Annotated in this window: 19 protein-coding genes and 1 pseudogene; 8 read left to right on the forward strand and 12 right to left on the reverse strand. The window is 60.0% G+C overall.

The genetic code is table 11. The features are described from left to right. Nucleotides 1-16: 16 nt before the first annotated feature. The gene (gene xerD, locus ABLV54_RS18850) at nucleotides 17-913 is read right to left on the reverse strand and encodes a site-specific tyrosine recombinase XerD (protein ID WP_101881387.1); all 897 of its coding nucleotides are present in this window, start codon (nucleotides 911-913) and stop codon (nucleotides 17-19) included. Nucleotides 914-1013: 100 nt separating this feature from the next. On the opposite strand from xerD, the gene fldB reads away from it, so the two are divergent. Next, complete coding sequence (gene fldB / locus ABLV54_RS18855; RefSeq protein ID WP_004205324.1) at nucleotides 1014-1535, forward strand: flavodoxin FldB; 522 nt, start codon at nucleotides 1014-1016, stop codon at nucleotides 1533-1535. A 6-nt stretch (nucleotides 1536-1541) separates the two neighbouring features. On the opposite strand, the gene ABLV54_RS18860 is transcribed toward fldB, so the two are convergent. Together ABLV54_RS18860 and sdhE are read right to left on the reverse strand one after the other, a co-directional pair. Then, nucleotides 1542-1952 carry a protein YgfX gene (locus ABLV54_RS18860; RefSeq protein ID WP_023290968.1) on the reverse strand — a complete coding sequence of 137 codons (411 nt, stop codon included), beginning with the start codon at nucleotides 1950-1952 and terminating at the stop codon, nucleotides 1542-1544. Further along, nucleotides 1933-2199: an FAD assembly factor SdhE gene (sdhE, locus tag ABLV54_RS18865; RefSeq protein ID WP_002916312.1), complete on the reverse strand. Its 267-nt coding sequence runs from the start codon at nucleotides 2197-2199 to the stop codon at nucleotides 1933-1935. The genes ABLV54_RS18860 and sdhE overlap by 20 nt, the downstream gene beginning before the upstream one ends. A 245-nt stretch (nucleotides 2200-2444) precedes the next feature. Between sdhE and ygfZ the strand changes: the two genes are divergently transcribed. Continuing rightward, complete coding sequence (ygfZ, locus tag ABLV54_RS18870; RefSeq protein WP_060590308.1) at nucleotides 2445-3428, forward strand: tRNA-modifying protein YgfZ; 984 nt, start codon at nucleotides 2445-2447, stop codon at nucleotides 3426-3428. 155 nt (nucleotides 3429-3583) lie between these two features. Here ygfZ and ABLV54_RS18875 read toward each other — a convergent pair whose 3' ends face one another. Both ABLV54_RS18875 and yqfB read right to left on the reverse strand, forming a co-directional pair. Continuing rightward, a complete protein-coding gene (locus ABLV54_RS18875) occupies nucleotides 3584-4243 on the reverse strand; it encodes a hemolysin III family protein (protein WP_008806429.1) in 660 nt (219 codons plus the stop codon). A 163-nt stretch (nucleotides 4244-4406) separates the two neighbouring features. Further along, the gene (gene yqfB / locus ABLV54_RS18880) at nucleotides 4407-4718 is read right to left on the reverse strand and encodes a N(4)-acetylcytidine aminohydrolase (protein ID WP_080820267.1); all 312 of its coding nucleotides are present in this window, start codon (nucleotides 4716-4718) and stop codon (nucleotides 4407-4409) included. A gap of 50 nt (nucleotides 4719-4768) precedes the next feature. Between yqfB and ABLV54_RS18885 the strand changes: the two genes are divergently transcribed. From ABLV54_RS18885 to ABLV54_RS18910, 6 genes are all read left to right on the forward strand, one after another. Then, nucleotides 4769-5497: a MurR/RpiR family transcriptional regulator gene (locus ABLV54_RS18885; protein ID WP_032454033.1), complete on the forward strand. Its 729-nt coding sequence runs from the start codon at nucleotides 4769-4771 to the stop codon at nucleotides 5495-5497. 118 nt (nucleotides 5498-5615) lie between these two features. After that, nucleotides 5616-7049: a 6-phospho-beta-glucosidase BglA gene (gene bglA / locus ABLV54_RS18890; RefSeq protein WP_023290972.1), complete on the forward strand. Its 1434-nt coding sequence runs from the start codon at nucleotides 5616-5618 to the stop codon at nucleotides 7047-7049. A gap of 124 nt (nucleotides 7050-7173) precedes the next feature. Beyond that, nucleotides 7174-7533, forward strand: a complete 360-nt coding sequence (locus ABLV54_RS18895; protein ID WP_064158014.1) for a hypothetical protein — start codon at nucleotides 7174-7176, stop codon at nucleotides 7531-7533. 49 nt (nucleotides 7534-7582) lie between these two features. Further along, nucleotides 7583-9592, forward strand: coding sequence for a protein-disulfide reductase DsbD domain-containing protein (locus ABLV54_RS18900; RefSeq protein WP_101881386.1), 2010 nt, complete (start codon nucleotides 7583-7585; stop codon nucleotides 9590-9592). A gap of 1 nt (nucleotide 9593) precedes the next feature. Further along, complete coding sequence (locus tag ABLV54_RS18905; protein WP_101881385.1) at nucleotides 9594-10205, forward strand: thioredoxin domain-containing protein; 612 nt, start codon at nucleotides 9594-9596, stop codon at nucleotides 10203-10205. Beyond that, nucleotides 10195-10698, forward strand: coding sequence for a protein disulfide oxidoreductase (locus tag ABLV54_RS18910; protein ID WP_064158011.1), 504 nt, complete (start codon nucleotides 10195-10197; stop codon nucleotides 10696-10698). Before ABLV54_RS18905 ends, ABLV54_RS18910 begins: the two co-directional genes overlap by 11 nt. A 116-nt stretch (nucleotides 10699-10814) precedes the next feature. Here ABLV54_RS18910 and ABLV54_RS18915 read toward each other — a convergent pair. The 7 genes and pseudogenes from ABLV54_RS18915 to pepP form a co-directional block, all read right to left on the reverse strand. After that, a pseudogene (locus ABLV54_RS18915) lies at nucleotides 10815-11558 on the reverse strand (SDR family oxidoreductase). A gap of 61 nt (nucleotides 11559-11619) precedes the next feature. Further along, the gene (gcvP, locus tag ABLV54_RS18920; RefSeq protein ID WP_050533754.1) at nucleotides 11620-14493 is read right to left on the reverse strand and encodes an aminomethyl-transferring glycine dehydrogenase; all 2874 of its coding nucleotides are present in this window, start codon (nucleotides 14491-14493) and stop codon (nucleotides 11620-11622) included. Nucleotides 14494-14638: 145 nt separating this feature from the next. Further along, nucleotides 14639-15028, reverse strand: coding sequence for a glycine cleavage system protein GcvH (gene gcvH / locus ABLV54_RS18925; protein ID WP_023290979.1), 390 nt, complete (start codon nucleotides 15026-15028; stop codon nucleotides 14639-14641). 24 nt (nucleotides 15029-15052) lie between these two features. Continuing rightward, the gene (gene gcvT / locus ABLV54_RS18930; RefSeq protein WP_004205303.1) at nucleotides 15053-16147 is read right to left on the reverse strand and encodes a glycine cleavage system aminomethyltransferase GcvT; all 1095 of its coding nucleotides are present in this window, start codon (nucleotides 16145-16147) and stop codon (nucleotides 15053-15055) included. Between the two features lie 422 nt (nucleotides 16148-16569). Next, nucleotides 16570-17772 carry an FAD-dependent 2-octaprenylphenol hydroxylase gene (ubiI, locus tag ABLV54_RS18935; protein WP_032454040.1) on the reverse strand — a complete coding sequence of 401 codons (1203 nt, stop codon included), beginning with the start codon at nucleotides 17770-17772 and terminating at the stop codon, nucleotides 16570-16572. 10 nt (nucleotides 17773-17782) lie between these two features. Then, complete coding sequence (ubiH, locus tag ABLV54_RS18940; RefSeq protein WP_023290982.1) at nucleotides 17783-18961, reverse strand: 2-octaprenyl-6-methoxyphenyl hydroxylase; 1179 nt, start codon at nucleotides 18959-18961, stop codon at nucleotides 17783-17785. Then, on the reverse strand, nucleotides 18958-20274 hold the full coding sequence (pepP, locus tag ABLV54_RS18945) for a Xaa-Pro aminopeptidase (RefSeq protein ID WP_004205299.1): 1317 nt from the start codon (nucleotides 20272-20274) through the stop codon (nucleotides 18958-18960). Before pepP ends, ubiH begins: the two co-directional genes overlap by 4 nt. Nucleotides 20275-20292 lie beyond the last annotated feature (18 nt).

The following is a 20292-nucleotide window of genomic DNA, read 5'->3' on the forward strand; positions in this document are numbered from 1 at the left end:
TCCTTTTGTTCAGCACTCACGCCCGCGGGTGGTGCTGTTGATGAAGTTGTCGCAGACGCTCGGTCGCCACGTGGGTGTAGATCTGCGTGGTGGAGAGATCGCTGTGTCCTAACAGCATCTGCACCACGCGCAGGTCGGCGCCATGATTGAGCAAATGCGTGGCGAACGCATGGCGCAACACGTGCGGGGAGAGCTTTTCGCTGTCGATCCCCGCCAGCACGGCATAGTGTTTAATCCGGTGCCAGAAGGTCTGACGCCTCATCTGCTGGGCGCGCTGGCTGGGAAATAAGACATCCGACGCCACGCCGTTCAGCAGCCAGGGGCGACCATACTCGAGGTAATTTTCCACCCACAGTACCGCCTCTTCCCCCAGCGGCACCAGCCGCTCTTTGTTGCCTTTGCCCACCACCCGCAGCACGCCCTGGCGCAGGCTGATGTCGCTCATCGTCAGCCCCACCAGCTCCGAGACGCGCAGGCCGGTGGCATACAGCACCTCCAGCATCGCTTTATCACGCAACTCCAGCGGCTGCTCCACCAGCGGGGCCTGCAGCAGACGTTCAACCTGCGCCTCACTGAGATCCTTCGGCAGCCGCTGCGGCAGCTTCGGCGAGGCCAGCAGCGCGCTGGGGTCGTCCGGGCGAATTTTTTCCCGGTACAGATGCTGGAAGAAACGACGCACGGCGCTCAGCAGGCGCGCGGTGCTGGTGGCTTTATAGCCGCCGGACTGCCGCTCGGCCAGCAGCGCCTGCAGGTCGTCGCTGCCGACGCTTGCCAGCGACAGGCCGCGATGGTGCAGCCACTCCACCAGCATCGTCAAATCGCGACGGTAGGCGCTGAGCGTATTCTCCGCCAGATTGCGCTCCAGCCAAAGGGCATCGAGAAACTGTTCGATTAGTGCCAGATCCTGTTTCACATCGGCCTCTTTGTTCGTTAAACGCTCTCATTATGCCTTAAGAGGACGCCTTTCTGGTACACTGCCCGCCATTCACAGCAAGAATCGAGATGTTTACGCGATGAATATAGGTCTGTTTTACGGCTCCAGTACCTGCTACACCGAAATGGCCGCGGAGAAAATCCGCGATATCATCGGCCCTGAGCTGGTGACGTTGCACAATCTGAAAGATGACTCCCCCGCCCTGATGAGCCAGTACGATGTACTGATCCTCGGCATCCCGACCTGGGATTTCGGCGAAATTCAGGAAGACTGGGAAGCGGTTTGGGACCAGCTGGACACCCTGGACCTGGAGGGCAAAATCGTCGCGCTGTACGGCATGGGCGATCAGCTGGGCTATGGCGAATGGTTCCTTGACGCGCTGGGCATGCTGCATGACAAGCTGGCGACCAAAGGCGTGAAGTTTGTCGGCTACTGGCCAACCGAAGGCTATGAGTTCACCAGCCCGAAACCGGTGATCGCTGATGGCCAACTGTTCGTTGGCCTGGCGCTGGATGAAACCAACCAGTACGACCTGAGCGACGAGCGCATCCAGAGCTGGTGCGAGCAGATCCTCGGCGAAATGGCCGAACACTTCTCCTGACGCCGCTTACTCCTGCGCCGGTTTTTGCAGCACCAGCCGGCGCAGATCCCGCCACTCTCCGGGATCCATGCTGTCCGCCGCCAGCCACAGATGCTGACCGCGTCGGGTATCGACATGGCGCAAACGCAGCAGCATACCGCTGTTGATGACCCACGGCGTCCCGAGGATCTCCCATTCGGCGTTTTGCCAGCGCAGCCGGGAATCGGTGAGCAGTTTTATCTCCCCGCGACGGGCATGGATCCGTCGCTGGCTGCGCACACAGTCAAAGACCACCAGCGACAGCAGCAGCAGCCAGATCGGGGTGTAGCTTAACGGCCAGGGAACCAGCAGCACCAGCGCCGCCACAACGCCGTGGAGCAGCAGGGAAAACCACTGCGCGCGCCAGGAGATACGGAGATCAGATTGCCACAGGACCACGTTCCCGATTCCGTGTCTGAATTAAGGTTACCATCCGCTGCAGCTCCGCATCGGCCGGTTTGCCGTGGTTCATCAGCCAGTTGAACAGATCCGGATCGTCATTTTCCAGCAGGCGAATGAACAGCTGTTTGTCAGCGTCGCTGAGGGTATCGTACTCATACTCAAAGAACGGCATGATGGAGATGTCGAGTTCGCGCATCCCGCGGCGGCATGCCCAGTGGATACGTGCTTTATTGTTAATGTCCATGTTGACCTTCCTGCAGCAAAATATAGGTTAGTTTAACCCGTTTTCTGCCGTAACTTTACAGGAATATCGCTGAATGCGAGCATCCTTCCATAAAAACCATAAAATAATGATGGGCTTATTGTTTTCCCGCGTCAGGCCGTCGCCAAACGTCAGCGCACAAATGGCCTGTTGAAAGCGCTTGCAATGCACTATAGCTCTTTTACCATTGGTCACACACACTGCGTTAAGCGATTCAGGATATGACTATGGCTTTTACACCTTTTCCTCCGCGTCAGCCTTCCTCTTCCGCTCGTCTGCCGTTAACGCTGATGACCCTGGATGACTGGGCGCTGGCGACAATTAGCGGACCGGACAGCGAAAAATATCTGCAGGGGCAGATTACCGCCGATGTGAGCAGTCTCACCGATGCCCAGCATCTGCTTGCCGCCCACTGTGACGCCAAAGGCAAGATGTGGAGCAACCTGCGCGTATTCCGCCGCGACGGCGGCTTCGCGTGGATTGAGCGCCGCAGCCTGCGCGACGCGCAGCTGACCGAGCTGAAAAAATATGCCGTCTTCTCCAAAGTCACCATCGCCGCCAACGACGATCTGGTTCTGCTGGGGGTGGCCGGCTTCCAGGCGCGCGCCGCGCTGGCGCCGCTGTTCGCCGCCCTGCCCGACGCCGCGACGCCGGTGATTAGCGAAGGCGCCACCAGCCTGCTGTGGTTTGAACACCCGGGCGAACGCTTCCTGCTGGTGACCGATGTCGACACCGCCAATCGCGTCACCGACGCGCTGCGCGGCGAAGCGCAGCTCAACAACAGCCAGCAGTGGCTGGCGCTGAATATTGAAGCCGGTCTGCCGGTTATCGACAGCGCCAACAGCGGGCAGTTCATTCCGCAGGCCACCAACCTGCAGGCGCTGGGCGGTATCAGCTTCAAAAAAGGGTGCTATACCGGCCAGGAAATGGTCGCCAGGGCGAAATTCCGCGGCGCCAATAAGCGCGCGCTGTGGACGCTGTCAGGTACCGCCAGCCGGGTGCCGGAGGCCGGAGAAGATCTGGAGCTGAAGATGGGCGAAAACTGGCGCCGCACCGGTACGGTGCTTGCGGCGGTTCAGCTGGATGATGGCCAGCTGCTGGTGCAGGTGGTGATGAATAACGATATGGAGCCGGACAGCATCTTCCGCGTGCGCGACGATGCCGGCAGCCTGCGCATCGAACCGCTGCCCTATTCACTGGAAGACGCGTAATAAAGCGTTATGACTCCCGGCTTGCGGCGCTCGCGCCTTAGCCGGGCTACTTGACTGCAAATACCGTAGCCACGGTAAGCGTAGCGCCACCGTGGGATTTCCAGGCCGCAGATAACCGTAGCCACGGTAAGCGCAGCGCCACCGTGGGATGTTTATCAGGACTGGCCGACGTACAGATAGATCGCCAGGAAGTGACACACGCTGCCGCCGAGCACGAAGCCATGCCAGATAGCGTGGTTATAGGGAATGCGTTTGCAGACGTAGAAGATGACCCCGAGCGAGTACACCACCCCGCCGACCGCCAGCAGCGTCACGCCGCCCACCGCCAGCTTTACCGCCAGCTGATAGACCACGATAAGCGACAGCCAGCCCATGGTCAGATAGGTCACCAGCGACAGGATTTTAAAGCGGTGCGCGATGGTCAGCTTAAACAGGATCCCCAGCAGCGCCAGACTCCAGATGACGATCATCAGCCCCTTCGCCAGCGGCGAGTTCAGCCCTACCAGCAAAAACGGCGTATAGGTCCCGGCGATTAACAAGTAGATGGCGCAGTGGTCGAACTTTTTCAGCCACTGTTTCGCCCGCTGATGCGGGATCGCGTGATAGAGCGTGGAGGCGAGAAACAGCATAATCATGCTGCCGCCGTACAGACTGTAGCTGGTGATCGCCGTCGCGCTGGCGTTAGTGTCCACCGCCTGCACCAGCAAGAGTACGAGGCCGACGATACCGAACACCAGCCCGATCCCGTGACTGATGCTGTTGGCAACTTCCTCTGCCAGAGAATATCCCTGAGTGATTAATGGTTTGCGCACCATATTTGACTCCGTGAAAACAAGAACGCTTTCATTGCCCACTTAGGGTAACTGAGAATGATTCCAGTGAACACCTGTTAGCTAAAATAAAACGATGTATATTTGTAAATACATTAAAATCATAAAGTTACAATTTTATTTCAACTCACAGCTGTTCCTGCTTATCTTAAAGCATTTTGAATTCAATGACATAAAACTGATTCTCGCCGGGATAGATGTCGCTGATGACCTGACGCAGCTGCCCGAGGGTCATATTCTCCTGTTGAGCATGCTGGTCGGTTAGCGTGTCGAGAGTCACCGTAGAGGTCGCGGTTACGGCAATGGTGCAAAAATAGCCGTCGTCTTCATAGCGCCCGACGCGCAGCACATCGCCGGGCTTAAAGTGCGACTCCGCCGCATCGCGAATGGTGATCGTTTTGCGCCCGGCGAGGATGTCCTCCTGAAAGCGCTGAAAAAAGGTAATGTCATTAGCCTGCATGATATAATTCCGTCCTGGTCATTATGAATTGTGAGTTCGCCACTGTGAGTATGTTCTCCCACGCCGCTGTCGCCAGTCTCAATAATCTTGAGATGATGGTCTACCACTACGTCATTAAGAATCGTGACAAAGTGATGTACATGACCATCCGCGAACTGGCCGAAGCCGCCGGCGTCTCCACCACCACCGTGTTGCGCTTCTGCCGCAAACTGCAGTGCGAGGGCTACTCTGAATTTCGCGTGCGCTTTAAATTATATCTTGAGCAGAACGAGCCTCAACAGGCAAATATCGGCGCCAGCGAAATCATGAGCTTTTTTAAAAGCGTTAATAATGACGAGTTCGATGAATTACTCGAGCAGGCCGTCGATATTATTCTCGCCTCCGAACGTATTATTTTCGTCGGCGCAGGCACCTCGGGCGCGCTGGCGAAATATGGCGCCCGCTTCTTCTCCAACGTCGGGAAATTTAGTAATCATATTGATGACCCCTATTTTCCGGTGACTAACGATATGGCCCGTAACGCGCTGGCGATCGTGCTTTCCGTCTCCGGCGAGACGGAAGAGATCCTGCGCTTCGCCAGCCAGTTCAGCCTGCACCGCTGCAAGGTGATGTCCATTACCAGTCACGAACACTCGCGGCTGGCCAAACTGGCCGATTTCAATCTCTCCTGGCACGTGCCGCAGACGCGCATTGGCGGTGTCTACGATATTACGACGCAAATTCCAGTGATCTATATTCTCGAAACGCTCGGACGTAAATTAGCGCGCAAAATCAGCTAAAAATAACAGCCTGTTTTTTCGATGTAACATATTACGTTTGGCGTAATTTGTTATATCGTGACATTCAATTTCACTTTGCTAGACTCGAGAGCAATAGTTATTAGAGAGATTAGCCAGGATGAAAAAATTAACCCTTCCGAAAGATTTTTTATGGGGCGGCGCGGTTGCCGCGCATCAGGTTGAAGGCGGCTGGGATCAGGGCGGCAAAGGCCCGAGCATCTGCGACGTACTGACCGGCGGGGCGCACGGCGTGCCGCGTGAAATCACCCACCAGGTTGAAGCCGGCAAATATTACCCCAACCACGAAGCGGTGGATTTCTACGGCCGCTACAAAGAAGACATCAAACTGTTCGCCGAGATGGGCTTCAAATGCTTCCGTACCTCCATCGCCTGGACCCGCATCTTCCCGCAGGGCGACGAGACCCAGCCGAATGAAGAGGGGCTGAAGTTCTACGACGACATGTTCGACGAACTGCTGAAGTACAACATCGAGCCGGTGATCACCCTTTCCCACTTCGAGATGCCCCTGCACCTGGTGCAGCAGTACGGCGGCTGGACCAACCGTAAAGTGGTCGATTTCTTTGTGCGCTTCGCCGAAGTGGTCTTCGAGCGCTATAAGCACAAAGTGAAATACTGGATGACCTTCAACGAGATCAATAACCAGCGTAACTGGCGCGCGCCGCTGTTCGGCTACTGCTGCTCCGGGGTGGTTTATACCGAGCATGACAACCCGGAAGAGACCATGTACCAGGTGCTGCACCATCAGTTCGTCGCCAGCGCGCTGGCGGTGAAAGCGGCGCGTGGTATTAACCCGGACATGCAGGTCGGCTGCATGCTGGCGATGGTCGCCCTCTACCCTTACTCCTGCAAACCGGAAGATGTGATGTTCGCTCAGGAGTCGATGCGCGAGCGCTACGTCTTTACCGACGTTCAGCTGCGCGGTTACTATCCGAGCTATGTGCTGAATGAGTGGGAGCGCCGCGGCTTCAACATCAAGATGGAAGATGGCGACGCGCAGATCCTGCGCGAAGGCACCTGCGCTTATCTTGGCTTCAGCTACTACATGACCAACGCGGTGAAAGCCGAAGGCGGCACCGGCGACGCCATTTCCGGCTTCGAAGGCAGCGTGCCGAATCCGCACGTCAAAGCCTCCGACTGGGGCTGGCAGATTGACCCGGTCGGTCTGCGCTATTCCCTGTGTGAATTGTATGAGCGCTACCAGAAGCCGCTGTTTATCGTCGAGAACGGCTTTGGCGCCTACGACAAAGTCGAAGCCGACGGCAGCATCAACGATGACTACCGCATTGACTACCTGCGCGCCCACGTCGAAGAGATGATGAAAGCCGTCACCTACGACGGCGTCGATCTGATGGGCTATACCCCGTGGGGCTGCATCGACTGCGTCTCCTTCACCACCGGCCAGTACAGCAAACGCTACGGCTTCATCTACGTCAACAAACACGACGACGGCACCGGCGATATGTCCCGCTCGCGCAAGAAGAGCTTCAACTGGTACAAAGAGGTCATCGCCAGCAACGGTGAGAATCTGTAATTGACTGCCCTCTCCCGGCCGGGGGAGGGCAAATCGCTTATCCGCCAGACACTTCTTTACAGCTTTACCATTGCCAAAACGCGTTCGCCCGATAAGATAGGCCTCGTGAATATTTGAGGCGCTCATGATTAAGCGACAACGCAAAGCCATTCTTTTTGTCCTCCTGGCCTGTATGGTGGTGCTGGTCTGCACCGCCCAGCGAATGGCCGGGATGCACGCGCTGGTCATGAACCTCGCTGCCGACAGCCCGTCGCTACAGCAAACCCAGGATAAGGCCGACGCGCCGGTCACGCCGTGCGAGCTCAGCGCCAAGTCGCTGATGGCCGTCCCGCCGATGCTGTTCGAAGGGGCGCTGTTGGCTATCACCCTGCTGCTGGCGGTGCTGGCGGCGATCCCGCCGCGTATCGAACGCCAGTGGCCTCCCCGCGTTATCTCCCCGCCCCGATTGCGGGTGCATCTGCGATTATGCGTCTTCCGTGAGTGAGTGATTTTCCTGACAGTTCAGGTTAATTCATCATTTATGGAGCAAATTTATGTCTATGTTATTCAGGCGACTACTGGTCTGCCTGCTTTGGCTATGGCTGCCCGTCAGCCAGGCCGCCGACAGCGGCTGGCTACGCGCCGCCGATAATCAACACGCCAGCGTGCGCCTGCGGGCGCAAACCGAGAGCAATGGCGATACCCGCCTGCTTTTAGACGTGGCGCTGGAAAAGGGCTGGAAAACCTACTGGCGTTCGCCAGGGGAAGGCGGCATCGCGCCGACTATCGCCTGGGGCACGCCGCTGGCGGTTGACTGGCGCTGGCCGACGCCGCAGCGTTTCGACGTTGCGGGCATTTCCACTCAGGGATATCACGGCGACGTCAGCTTCCCGATGACCCTGCGCGGGAAGATACCGCCGACGCTCAGCGGCGTACTGACATTATCCACCTGCAGCAATGTCTGCATTCTCACTGACTATCCGTTTTCGCTGGATATGACGGCCCCGCCAGGAGAGGGTTTTGCCTACGATTACACCCGTGCGATGGGCACGCTGCCGCTGCGCGATGGCCTGACTTCGCAGCTGAACGCCAGCTACGTCAGCGGCAAACTGACGGTGACCGCCCGCCGTGATGCCGGCTGGCAGCAACCAGCGCTGTTTATCGACAGCATGGAGGATGTCGATTTCGGCAAGCCGAGCTTTACCACCCGCGGCGATACGCTAACCGCCAGCGTGCCGGTCACCGATAGCTGGGGCGAAGCGGCGCCGGATCTACGCGGTAAAACGTTGTCGCTGGTGCTGGCGGATAGCGGCCAGGCGCAGGAAAGCCAGCTCGCTATCCGCGCAGGCAGCGCCGCGCCGGGAGCGGCGTTAGGCTGGGTGCTGCTGATGGCGCTGGCCGGGGGGCTTATCCTCAATGTAATGCCCTGCGTCCTGCCGGTGCTGGCGATGAAGCTCGGCTCGCTGGTGCAAACCGAACATCGCGAACGCGGCGCGGTGCGCCGACAGTTCCTCGCCTCGGCGTGCGGGATCGTCGTCTCGTTCCTGGCGCTGGCGCTGATGATGACCGCGCTACGCCTGGGTAATCAGGCGCTCGGCTGGGGGATCCAGTTCCAGAACCCGTGGTTTATCGGCGCCATGGCGCTGGTGATGGTCCTGTTCAGCGCCAGTCTGCTGGGGCTGTTCGAAATCCGCCTCTCCTCCACCGCCAGCACCTTCCTCGCCACCCGAGGCGGCAACGGCTTAATGGGCCATTTCTGGCAGGGCGCCTTCGCCACCCTGCTGGCGACACCCTGCACCGCGCCGTTCCTCGGCACCGCCGTGTCGGTGGCGCTGGTGGCGCCGCTGCCGCTGCTGTGGGGGATTTTCTTCGCCATGGGGATCGGTATGAGCCTGCCGTGGCTGCTGATCGTCGCCTGGCCGGGGCTGGCGCAACGCCTTCCGCGCCCAGGCCGCTGGATGAATCATCTGCGGGTGGCGCTGGGGGTGATGATGCTGGGCTCGGCGCTATGGTTGGTCAGCCTGCTGACGATCCACATCGGCCGTACCCCGGTGCTTACCCTGCTGGTGATACTGACCGTAGCCCTGCTGCTGGCCACCGCCTGGCGCTACCGCTGGCGGACAGCGCTGCGCGCAGGGGCTCTGGCCATCGTGGTGGCCGGCGCCGTCGCCTTTGTCTCCCGGCCTGACGGCGAGGGCCCGCGCCGCGACCGGGTTAACTGGCAGCCGCTCAGCGAGCAGGCTATCGCCAGCGCCCTGGCGGAACATAAGCGGGTGTTTATTGATGTCACCGCCGACTGGTGCGTGACCTGTAAAGCCAATAAATACAACGTGCTGCTGCGCGATGACGTCCAGCAGGCGCTGTTAGCGCCGGACGTGGTCGCCCTGCGCGGCGACTGGAGCCGCCCCTCCGCCACGATTAGTCAGTTTTTAACCGACCGCGGCAGCGCCGCGGTGCCGTTTAACCAGATTTACGGACCGGGATTGCCGCAGGGAGAGATCCTGCCTGCGCTGTTAGATCGCGACCACCTCCTCGCCACCCTGTCCGCCGCCAAAGGAAACTAACATGAGAGCTATCACCGCCTTATTGCTGCTGTGCGTATCCGCCTTCAGCTTCGCCGCCCCGGCGGAAGAACCACCAGCAAACGGTAATGACCAGCTGGCGCAGCTGCTGTTTAACGATCCGAACAGCCCGCGCACCGGCGCCAAAGCGCCGAAGCTGACGATCGTCTCGTTTACCGATTACAACTGTCCTTACTGTAAACAGTTTGATCCGATGCTGGAAAAAATCGTCCACGATAACCCGGACGTCCAGCTGATCGTGAAGCTGCTGCCGTTCAAGGGGCAAAGTTCGGTCAATGCCGCCAAAGCGGCGCTCTCTACCTGGCGCCAGCAGCCCGATAAGTTCTGGGCGCTGCATCAGCGGCTGATGGCGAAAAAAGGCTATCACGATGACGCTAGCATCGCCGCGGCGCAGAAGAAAACCGCCACCGACAGCGTCAGTCTCGATGACAAGACCATGGATTCGCTGAAGATGAACCTGATTTTGTCGCAGGTGCTGAATATTCAGGGCACGCCGGCGACCATCATCGGCGATCAGATGGTGGCCGGGGCGATCCCTGCTGACGAACTGGAGGGGCTGGTGAAAGAGCAGCTGGCGAAAGCCCGTGGCCAGTAAGCTCAGGCGCTGGCTGCGTGAGCTGGCGGTGTGGCTGCTGATTGGCGCGGCGGTGGGCCTGGCGGTGGATTATTTTCGCCAGCCCGCGCTGCCGCAAAACGTCAGCGCCACATCGCTGCACACCCTCGACGGCAGGACGGTGGATCTGAACGCCATGAGCCAGCAAAAGCCGCTGCTGCTGTACGTCTGGGCCACCTGGTGCGGGGTCTGTCGCTACACCACGCCGTCGGTGGCATCGCTTGCCGCCGATGGCGGCAATGTGCTGACCGTGGCCCTGCGATCCGGTGATAACGCCGCGCTGGAGACGTGGCTTGCCAGAAAGAAACTGGCGCTGCCGACGGTGAATGACCCGAGCGGCCAGCTGGCGCGGCAGTGGGACATTCGGGTAACGCCAACGCTGGTGGTGATTTATCGAGGCGAGGTGAAGTCGGTCACCACCGGCTGGACCAGCGGCTGGGGAATGCGTCTACGACTGTGGCTGGCCTCCTGGTAAGCCAGCCACTTTACCGGACTTTATGCCGGGTGACGGCTACGCCTTACCCGGCCTACCGTTCGCCTTACCCCCATGCACGGCAAACGCAGCGCCACCGGGCAATTGACATCAGCGGGTTATTTACCGCCCGCCAGTTCGAGGAAACTGCCCGTCACATAGGACGCTTTGTCGCTCAGCAGCCAGGCAATGGCCTGAGCGACCTCTTCCGGCTGACCGCCGCGCCGCATCGGCAGCGAATGCTTCACCCGATCCACGCGCCCCGGTTCGCCGCCGGAGGCGTGCATCTCGGTATAAATCAGCCCAGGGCGCACGCCATTTACCCGGATCCCCTGCGCCGCCACCTACAGCGCCAGCCCGGTGGTCAGGGTATCCACCGCCCCTTTCGACGCGGCGTAATCAACATATTCTCCCGGCGAGCCAAGGCGCGACGCCGCCGACGACACGTTAACTATCGCCCCGCCCTTGCCGCCATGCTGATGCGCCATGCGCTTGACCGCCTCGCGGCAGCAGAGGAAATAGCCGGTCACGTTGGTCGCCAGCACGCGGTTAATGCGCTCGGCGCTCAGGCTCTCCACCGTACACTGGGTAAAGAGGATCCCGGCGTTGTTGACCAGCGCCGTCAGCGGCTCGCCCATGCGGTCAATCGCCTCAAACATCGCCATCACCTGCGCTTCATCACTGATATCCGCCCGCAGCGCCGTGGCTTTGCCGCCGGCGGCAACAATGGTATTCACCACCTCGGTGGCAGCGTTAATATTGTGATGATAATTGACCGCGACAGTATACCCTTCCTGCGCCAGCAGCAGCGCCGTCGCCCGGCCTATTCCGCGGCTCGCGCCGCTAATCAGTGCTATCCCCATGCTTCTCTCCCAAAAAGTAAAGGCGCCGCAGCGCCTTTAAAAGTATAGCTAATTCCGCACGTTACTGATATTCGCTCATCGGCACGCAGGAGCAGAACAGATTACGGTCGCCGTACACGTCGTCCAGGCGTTTCACCGTCGGCCAGTATTTGTTGTGCAGACCCGCCGGGAATACCGCCAGCTCGCGGCTGTACGGATGGTTCCATTCCCCAACGATCTCACCCTGGGTATGCGGCGCGTTCACCAGCGGGTTGTCTTCCAGCGGCCATTCACCGGCTTTGACGCGGTCGATCTCCGCGCGGATCGCCAGCATCGCGTCGATAAAGCGGTCCAGCTCCACCTTGCTTTCCGATTCCGTCGGCTCAACCATCAGCGTACCCGCTACCGGGAAGGACATGGTCGGCGCATGGAAGCCAAAGTCGATCAGGCGCTTGGCGATATCCAGCTCGCTAATGCCGGTCTCTTCTTTCAGCGGACGAATATCGAGAATACATTCGTGCGCCACGCGACCATCGCGACCGGTGTAGAGCACCGGGTAGGCGTCTTTCAGACGGGTAGCGATATAGTTGGCGTTAAGGATCGCATTCTGGCTCGCCTGCTTCAGCCCTTCCGCGCCCATCATACGGATATACATCCAGCTGATCGGCAGGATGGACGCGCTGCCGAACGGCGCAGCGGAAACCGCGCCCTGACGGGTCAGCATCCCTTCAATCTGCACCACGCTGTGACCCGGCACGAACGGCGCCAGGTGCGCTTTCACGCCGATTGGGCCCATACCCGGGCCGCCGCCGCCGTGCGGAATGCAGAACGTTTTATGCAGGTTGAGGTGCGAAACGTCAGCGCCGATAAAGCCCGGAGAGGTGATCCCGACCTGGGCGTTCATGTTGGCGCCGTCAAGGTAAACCTGGCCGCCGAACTGGTGCACGATCTCGCACACTTCGCGAATGGTCTCTTCATATACGCCGTGGGTCGACGGATAGGTGACCATGATGCAGGAGAGATTCGCTCCCGCCTGCTCTGCTTTTTCACGCAGGTCGGCGAGATCGATGTTGCCGTTTTTGTCGCACGCGACCACCACCACCTGCATACCCGCCATCTGCGCGGAAGCCGGGTTGGTGCCGTGCGCGGAGCTTGGGATCAGGCAGATATCGCGATGGCCTTCGTTGCGGCTCTCGTGGTAGTGGCGAATCGCCAGCAGGCCAGCATATTCGCCCTGCGCGCCGGAGTTCGGCTGCATGCAGACGGCGTCATAGCCGGTCAGTTTCACCAGCCAGTCGGAGAGCTGAGCGATCATCTGATGATACCCTTCCGCCTGCTCTACCGGGCAGAACGGGTGCAGCTCAGCGAACTCCGGCCAGGTGATGGGGATCATCTCCGCCGCGGCGTTCAGCTTCATGGTGCAGGAGCCCAGCGGGATCATCGCCTGGTTCAGCGCCAGATCTTTACGCTCCAGGGCGTGCATGTAGCGCATCATCTCGGTCTCGCTATGGTAGCGGTTGAACACCGGATGGGTGAGGATCGCATCGTCGCGCAGCATCGCCGCCGGGATGGAGCGGCTGTCCAGCGCCACGTCTTTATCCAGGGTATCGATGTCCAGACCATGATCGTCGCTGACGATGGCGCGGAAGAGGTTGAGCACGTCTTCGCGGGTGGTCGCTTCATCGAGCGTAATGCCCACCGCGCCGTGAATATCGCTGCGCAGGTTAATCTGCAGGGCTTCGGCACGCGCCAGCACCGCGGCTTTATCCGCCACTTCCACGCACAGGGTGTCAAAGTAGTGGGCATGACGCAGCTTCAGCCCTTTCTTCTGCAGGCCATCGGCCAGAATGTCGGTCAGGCGATGAATGCGGCCTGCGATACGTTTCAGACCCGCCGGGCCGTGGAATACCGCGTACAGGCTGGCGATGTTGGCCAGCAGCACCTGCGAGGTACAAATATTGGAGTTCGCTTTCTCGCGGCGGATGTGCTGTTCGCGAGTCTGCATCGCCATGCGCAGCGCGGTGTTCCCCGCCGCATCTTTCGATACGCCGATAATCCGGCCCGGCATGGAGCGTTTGAATTCATCTTTCGCCGCGAAGAAGGCCGCGTGCGGGCCGCCATAGCCCATCGGCACGCCGAAGCGTTGGGCGGAGCCGAAGACGATATCCGCCCCCTGCTTGCCCGGCGCCGTCAGCAGCACCAGCGCCATAAAGTCGGCAGCGACGCTGACAATCACTTTGCGCGCTTTCAGCTCGGCGATCAGTTTGCTGTAATCGTGGATTTCGCCGGTGGTGCCCACCTGCTGCAGCAGCACGCCGAAAACATCCTGGTGATCGAGCACTTTGTCGGCGTCATCGACGATCACGTCGAAACCGAAGGTTTCCGCACGAGTGCGCACCACGTCCAGGGTTTGCGGATGGACGTCGGCGGCGACGAAGAAACGGTTGGCGTTTTTCAGTTTGCTGACGCGTTTGGCCATCGCCATCGCTTCGGCGGCGGCGGTCGCTTCATCGAGCAGCGAAGCGGAAGCGATATCCAGCCCGGTGAGATCCAGCGTAACCTGCTGGAAGTTGAGCAGCGATTCCAGACGGCCCTGGGAGACTTCCGGCTGGTAAGGGGTATAGGCGGTATACCAGCCCGGATTTTCCAGCATGTTGCGCTGAATAACCGGCGGCAGCTGCACGGCGGTGTAGCCCATGCCGATGTAAGACTTGAAGCGCTTGTTGCGACCGGCGATCGCCTTCAGCTCTGCCAGCGCGGCGAATTCGGTTGTCGCGTCGCCCACCTGCGGTGGGGTCGCCAGCTGGATATCCTGCGGCACAATCTGGCCGATCAGGGCGTTAAGCGAATCCGCGCCGACGGTCTTCAGCATCTCTTGCTGCTGCTGAGCGTCCGGGCCAATGTGACGTTCGATAAAGGCGTCGCGGTTTTCAAGCTGACTTAAAGTCTGAGTCATGAGCGATGGTTCCTGAAACGTGCGGTGAATCGTGATTGTCTGACTGGTTTGCCCGGCAAACGCTGATGCTTACCGGGCCGGAATACGCAAAATCATGCGCGCGGCAGGAAGCCAACGCCCCTGCAGCGTGAAGGATGAAACGTATTTATTCGTCTTCTAACAGAGCTTCATAGGCGGTCGCATCCAGCAGCGCGGCAACCTGCGCTTCATCGCTGGCTTTGATTTTGAAGATCCAGCCGTCGGTGTACGGGTCGCTGTTGACCAGTTCCGGCGAGTCGTTCAGCTCTTCGTTAACGGCAACGATTTCACCGCTGATCGGGGCATAAATATCGGAAGCCGCCTTCACGGATTCGGCAACCGCGCAATCGGCGCCCGCTTCAACGGTGGCGCCCACTTCCGGCAGATCAACGAATACCATATCGCCCAGCAGCTCCTGCGCATGCTCGGTGATCCCGACGGTATAGGTGCCGTCCGCTTCTTTACGCAGCCACTCGTGTTCTTTGCTGTATTTCAGTTCTGCTGGTACGTTGCTCATCAATTCATCTCCAAAAAAGGGAAATCACACAATGGCTTTGCCATTGCGTACAAAACCAGGTTTAGTCACTTTTACCGGCATTTCACGGTTACGAATTTGCACCACCGCGGTGTCGCCTATCCCGGCCGGCACGCGAGCCAGCGCGATACTGTAGCCCAGGGTCGGCGAGAAGGTGCCGCTGGTGATAATGCCTTCTTTTTGATTACCGTCGCTATCGGTAAAACGTACCGGCAGGCCGCCGCGCAGGACGCCTTTCTCGGTCATCACCAGGCCAACCAGCTGTTCGGTGCCCTTTTCACGCTGCATCTCCAGCGCTTCGCGACCGATAAAGTTACGATCCGCCGGTTCCCAGGCAATAGTCCAGCCCATATTCGCCGCCAGCGGAGAGACGCCTTCGTCCATCTCCTGGCCATACAGGTTCATCCCGGCCTCCAGGCGCAGAGTATCGCGCGCGCCGAGACCGCACGGCTTAACGCCAGCGTCCAGCAGACCGCGCCAGAAATCTGCCGCCTGCTCGTTCGGCATGGCGATTTCATAACCCGCTTCGCCGGTATAGCCGGTGGTGGCGATAAACAGCTCGCCGGCCTGCACGCCGAAGAACGGCTTCATACCTTCCACGGCCTGACGCTGCGCGTCGGTGAACAGCGTCGCCGCCTTCGCTTTCGCCTGCGGACCCTGAACCGCGATCAGCGACAGATCGTCGCGAACGATGATTTCAAGGCCGTAAGGTTCAGCTTGTTCGGAAATCCAGGCGAGGTCTTTTTCGCGGGTGGCGGAGTTAACAACAAGGCGGAAATAATCTTCAGAGAGGAAATAGACAATCAGGTCGTCGATGACGCCGGCGGAGGCGGTCAGCATGCCGGTGTAGAGCGCTTTGCCCGGGGTGGTGAGCTTCGCCACGTCGTTGGCCAGCAAATAGCGCAAGAACTCTCTGGTCCGGCTGCCGTGGAAATCAACGATGGTCATATGCGACACATCGAACATGCCTGCGTCGCCGCGCACCGCATGGTGCTCATCAATCTGGGATCCGTAATGCAGCGGCATCATCCAGCCATGGAAATCCACCATGCGCGCGCCGCACAGCGTGTGTTGTTCATACAACGGAGTCTGTTGAGCCATCTTTTCCTCATCGAATAAAACGGAACCAGCCACGAGATTGTCGGCGATTTTTCGCCACGAAATGGGGCGTCGGCATCGCTGACGGATACCGACGCAAACGTTCTCTTTTGCCTGAACTTACCACCGAACCCGGCGCTAAACCATAAGCTCATTCAGGGCATCACATTAGCTTATGACTAAAATCCGCCGAAAAGCCTACAGAGTTATTGACTGGGAAAAAGCGATTTACGCCACATATAATTAACAATACCGCGGCTCAAATTAGGGAATGATGGTGTTTTATGCGATTTTATAGCCCTAATTTCTTTAACAAAAAAAAGGACGCATTAATAAAACTAATGCGAAAAAAGAGGTGAAATTAGAATATTTCAAATGAGGGGGAAAACCCGGCGCGCAGGCCGGGTGAAAGAAGTGTGACGCGGTTAACGTAACCAGGCAGGCAGATCGTTAAGGCCCATCGCCTGGCGAATCAGCTGCGGTTTCACGCCCGGCAGCGTATCGGCCAGTTTCAGCCCCATGTCGCGGAGGAACTTCTTCGCCGGATGGCTACCGGAAAACATGTCGCGGAAGCCCTGCATACCCGCCAGCATCAGCGCGGCGCTGTGCTTGCGGCTGCGCTCGTAGCGGCGCAGATAAAGATGCTGGCCGATATCTTTGCCCTGGGCGTGCAGACGCTTCAGTTCGTCGATAAGCTCGGCCGCATCCATAAAGCCGAGGTTGACGCCCTGCCCGGCCAGCGGGTGGATGGTATGCGCGGCATCGCCGACCAGCGCCAGGCGGTGGGCGGCGAACTGGCGAGCATAGCGGCCGGTCAGCGGGAAGACTTCACGTGCGCTTTCCAGCTGGCAGAGGCCAAGGCCATTATCGAAGGCGATATTCAACGCCTGGTTAAAGGTGGCTTCATCAGCCTCCTGCATCCGCTGCGCCTCCGCCGGCGACAGCGACCAGACGATCGAGCACAGGTGCGGATCGCAGAGCGGCAGGAAGGCGAGGATCCCGTCGCCATGAAATACCTGGCGAGCCACCGCCTGATGCGGCTCAGCGGTACGGATAGTCGCCACCAGCGCGTGATGATGGTAATCCCAGAAGGTCAGCGGAATATCGGCTTTATTGCGCAGCCACGAATTCGCCCCATCGGCGCCGATCACCAGACGCGCGGTGAGCATGCTGCCGTCCTGCAGGCTGAGAAAGGCCTCATTTTCGCCCCACGCCACCTGCTGCAGTTGCGCAGGCGCCAGCAGGGTGACGTCGGCGCAGCGCTGCGCCTTCTGCCACAGCGCATAATGCACCACGGCGTTTTCAATAATATGGCCCAGATGGCTGAAGCCCATGCTCTGGTCATCAAAGCTAATGCGGCCGAAGCTGTCTTTGTCCCACACTTCCATTCCGTGATAGCAGCTGGCGCGTCGGGCAACGATCTCGCGCCAGACGTCCAGCTTCGTCAGCAGCTTTTCGCTGGCGGCGTTTATTGCCGACACGCGCAGCGCCGGCGGCGCATCGGCAGCCAGCGGCTGCGGCTCCGCTTTCTCCAGCACCGCGACGCGCAGGCCGCTGCCCTGTAAACCGCAGGCTACCGCCAGCCCCACCATTCCACCGCCAACAATGGCAACATCAACACTTTGCACGTTCTACTCCTTAACGGGGAACCCAACCGAGGGTACGCTGCGCCAGCGCATCGCGCGCCGGGGTAAATAATTCCATGGCCATCAGACCGACATTGCGCCCCGCCACCAGCGGCGCCCAACGGTTGGCAAACAGATGCACCAGCCCATCGGTCACGCCGATGGTGGCGGCTTTATCCCCTGTTCTGCGCGCCTGATAGCGACACAGCAGCGGATAATGGCCGACATCTTCGCCGCTGAGATGGGCGTCAGCGAGCAGCTCCGCCAGACTCATCACATCGCGCAGGCCGAGATTAAAGCCCTGCCCGGCAATCGGGTGCAGCGTCTGCGCCGCGTTACCGACCAGCGCCAGGCGGTGCGACACCGCGCGGCTGGCGGTGGTGAGGGCCAGCGGATAGACGCTGCGCTTCCCGGCGTGGGTAATGCGCCCCAAACGCCAGCCGAACGCCTGCTGCAGCTCCTGACAAAAGCGTTCGTCAGACCAGCTCAGCACCTCGTCGCGGCGCGACTGCGGATGACACCACACCAGCGAGCAGCGCCCTTGCGACATCGGCAGCATCGCCAGCGGGCCATGCTCGGTAAAACGTTCGAAAGCGCGGCCTTCGTGGGGCAGCGCGGTGCTTACGTTGGCGATAATCGCCAGTTGCTCATAGGGCTGCTGTTGCCAGCTGATGCCGCAGCGGGCGCCCAGCGACGAACGCGAACCGTCCGCTGCCACCAGCAGCTTGCCGCTGATCGTTTCGCCCCCCTCAAGGGTAAGGCTGACGCTCTCCTGGCTGCGGCTGACCGCTGCCACCTTCGCCGGGCAATGCAGCGTCACGCCCGGCGCCTCGCGCAGCAGGCTAAACAGGCGCTGGCCGACATCGTGGAGTTCAACCACCTGACCCAGCGCCGGCAGGCGATAATCCGCCGCCGCCAGATTCACAAAACCGGCATGGCCGCGGTCGCTGACGTGTACCCGCTGGATAGCCGTCGCCCGCTCGGCGAGACGTTGCCAGACACCGATGCGCGCCAGCTGCTGGCAGGTGCCGGCGGCCAGGGCGATCGCCCGGTCGTCGAAGCCGGGGTGGCGAGCCGACTGGGGATCCTGCGCCTCAATCAGATGGACCGGCAGCGCGCCGCCGGTCAAACGGGAGATGGCCAGGGCGAGCGTCGCCCCGGTCATCCCGCCGCCGACGATCAGCACGCTCATGATTGGCGCGCCGCCGCCATCAGCGCTTCGATCTCATCCGCCTTCTTCACCACGCCGGCGGTGAGATTTTCGTTGCCGTCTTCGGTAATGACGATGTCATCTTCAATACGGATGCCGATGCCGCGGTACTGCGCCGGCACGTCGGCGTCGGCGGCGATATACAGCCCCGGTTCGACGGTCAGCACCATCCCCGGCTCCAGGACGCGAGAACGGTCGGTGTCGTAGTGACCGACATCGTGTACATCCAGCCCCAGCCAGTGGCTCAGACCGTGCATAAAGTACGGGCGGTGGGCATTGTTGGCGATCAGCTCGTCAACCTCGCCTTTGAGGATCCCCAGCCGCACCAGGCCGGTGATCATAATGCGCACCACTTCCTGGTTCACCTGGCAGATTGAGGTGCCCGGGCGATAGAGTTCCAGCGCGGTCTCCAGCGATTCCAGCACGATATCGTAGATTTCGCGCTGCGGCTGGCTGAATTTGCCGTTCACCGGGAAGGTGCGGGTAATGTCGCCGGCATAGCCGCGATACTCGCAGCCGGCGTCAATCAGCACTAAGTCGCCGTCGCGCAGTTCAGATTCGTTTTCGGTGTAGTGCAGAATGCAGCCGTTTTCGCCGCCGCCAACGATGGTGTTATAGGAGGGGAAGCGCGCGCCGTGGCGATTGAATTCATGGAGAATTTCGCCCTCCAGCTGATACTCGAACATGCCAGGGCGGCATTTTTCCATCGCCCGGGTATGGGCCAGGGCGCTGATCTCCCCGGCGCGGCGCATCACGGCCAGCTCTTCCGCGGATTTGAACAGGCGCATCTCATGCACAATGGGCCGCCAGTCGATCACCGAGTTCGGCGCCTGCAGGTTCTGCCGCGAGCCTTTGCGGAGTTTTTCGAGGGCGTTGAACACAATCTCATCGGCATAGGCATATTCGCCCTGGGCAAAATAGATAGCGTCCAGACCGTTGAGCAGCTGATACAGCTGCTGGTTGATTTCGCTGAACGCCAGCGCCCGGTCAACGCCCAGCTTCGCCGGCGCGGCCTCCTGGCCCAGACGGCGACCGAACCAGATCTCAGCGGTCAGATCGCGAACCCGGTTGAACAGCACGCTATGGTTGTGGGTTTCATCGCTTTTAATCAACACCAGCAGCGCTTCCGGTTCGTTGAAGCCGGTGAAGTACCAGAAATCGCTGTTCTGCCGGTAGGGATATTCCGAATCTGCACTGCGCACCGCTTCCGGTGCGGCGAAAATCAGCGCCGCGCTGCCTGGCTGCATCTGCGCCAACAGCGCCTGGCGACGCGAGAGAAATTCCTGCTGAGTCATGACGCCCCCTGAACGAAT

This window comes from Klebsiella sp. JB_Kp042 (genome assembly GCF_040065275.1).
Lineage (GTDB): Bacteria > Pseudomonadota > Gammaproteobacteria > Enterobacterales > Enterobacteriaceae > Klebsiella > Klebsiella quasipneumoniae.

Excerpts from the sequence above, each read along its gene's own strand:
- fldB (WP_004205324.1), top strand. The coding sequence starts at position 1,014 with ATGAATATAGGTCTGTTTTACGGCTCCAGTACCTGCTACACCGAAATG.
- sdhE (WP_002916312.1), bottom strand. The coding sequence starts at position 2,199 with ATGGACATTAACAATAAAGCACGTATCCACTGGGCATGCCGCCGCGGG.
- ygfZ (WP_060590308.1), top strand. The coding sequence starts at position 2,445 with ATGGCTTTTACACCTTTTCCTCCGCGTCAGCCTTCCTCTTCCGCTCGT.
- ABLV54_RS18875 (WP_008806429.1), bottom strand. The coding sequence starts at position 4,243 with ATGGTGCGCAAACCATTAATCACTCAGGGATATTCTCTGGCAGAGGAA.
- yqfB (WP_080820267.1), bottom strand. The coding sequence starts at position 4,718 with ATGCAGGCTAATGACATTACCTTTTTTCAGCGCTTTCAGGAGGACATC.
- ABLV54_RS18885 (WP_032454033.1), top strand. The coding sequence starts at position 4,769 with ATGTTCTCCCACGCCGCTGTCGCCAGTCTCAATAATCTTGAGATGATG.
- bglA (WP_023290972.1), top strand. The coding sequence starts at position 5,616 with ATGAAAAAATTAACCCTTCCGAAAGATTTTTTATGGGGCGGCGCGGTT.
- ABLV54_RS18895 (WP_064158014.1), top strand. The coding sequence starts at position 7,174 with ATGATTAAGCGACAACGCAAAGCCATTCTTTTTGTCCTCCTGGCCTGT.
- ABLV54_RS18900 (WP_101881386.1), top strand. The coding sequence starts at position 7,583 with ATGTCTATGTTATTCAGGCGACTACTGGTCTGCCTGCTTTGGCTATGG.
- ABLV54_RS18905 (WP_101881385.1), top strand. The coding sequence starts at position 9,594 with ATGAGAGCTATCACCGCCTTATTGCTGCTGTGCGTATCCGCCTTCAGC.
- gcvP (WP_050533754.1), bottom strand. The coding sequence starts at position 14,493 with ATGACTCAGACTTTAAGTCAGCTTGAAAACCGCGACGCCTTTATCGAA.
- gcvH (WP_023290979.1), bottom strand. The coding sequence starts at position 15,028 with ATGAGCAACGTACCAGCAGAACTGAAATACAGCAAAGAACACGAGTGG.
- gcvT (WP_004205303.1), bottom strand. The coding sequence starts at position 16,147 with ATGGCTCAACAGACTCCGTTGTATGAACAACACACGCTGTGCGGCGCG.
- ubiH (WP_023290982.1), bottom strand. The coding sequence starts at position 18,961 with ATGAGCGTGCTGATCGTCGGCGGCGGGATGACCGGGGCGACGCTCGCC.
- pepP (WP_004205299.1), bottom strand. The coding sequence starts at position 20,274 with ATGACTCAGCAGGAATTTCTCTCGCGTCGCCAGGCGCTGTTGGCGCAG.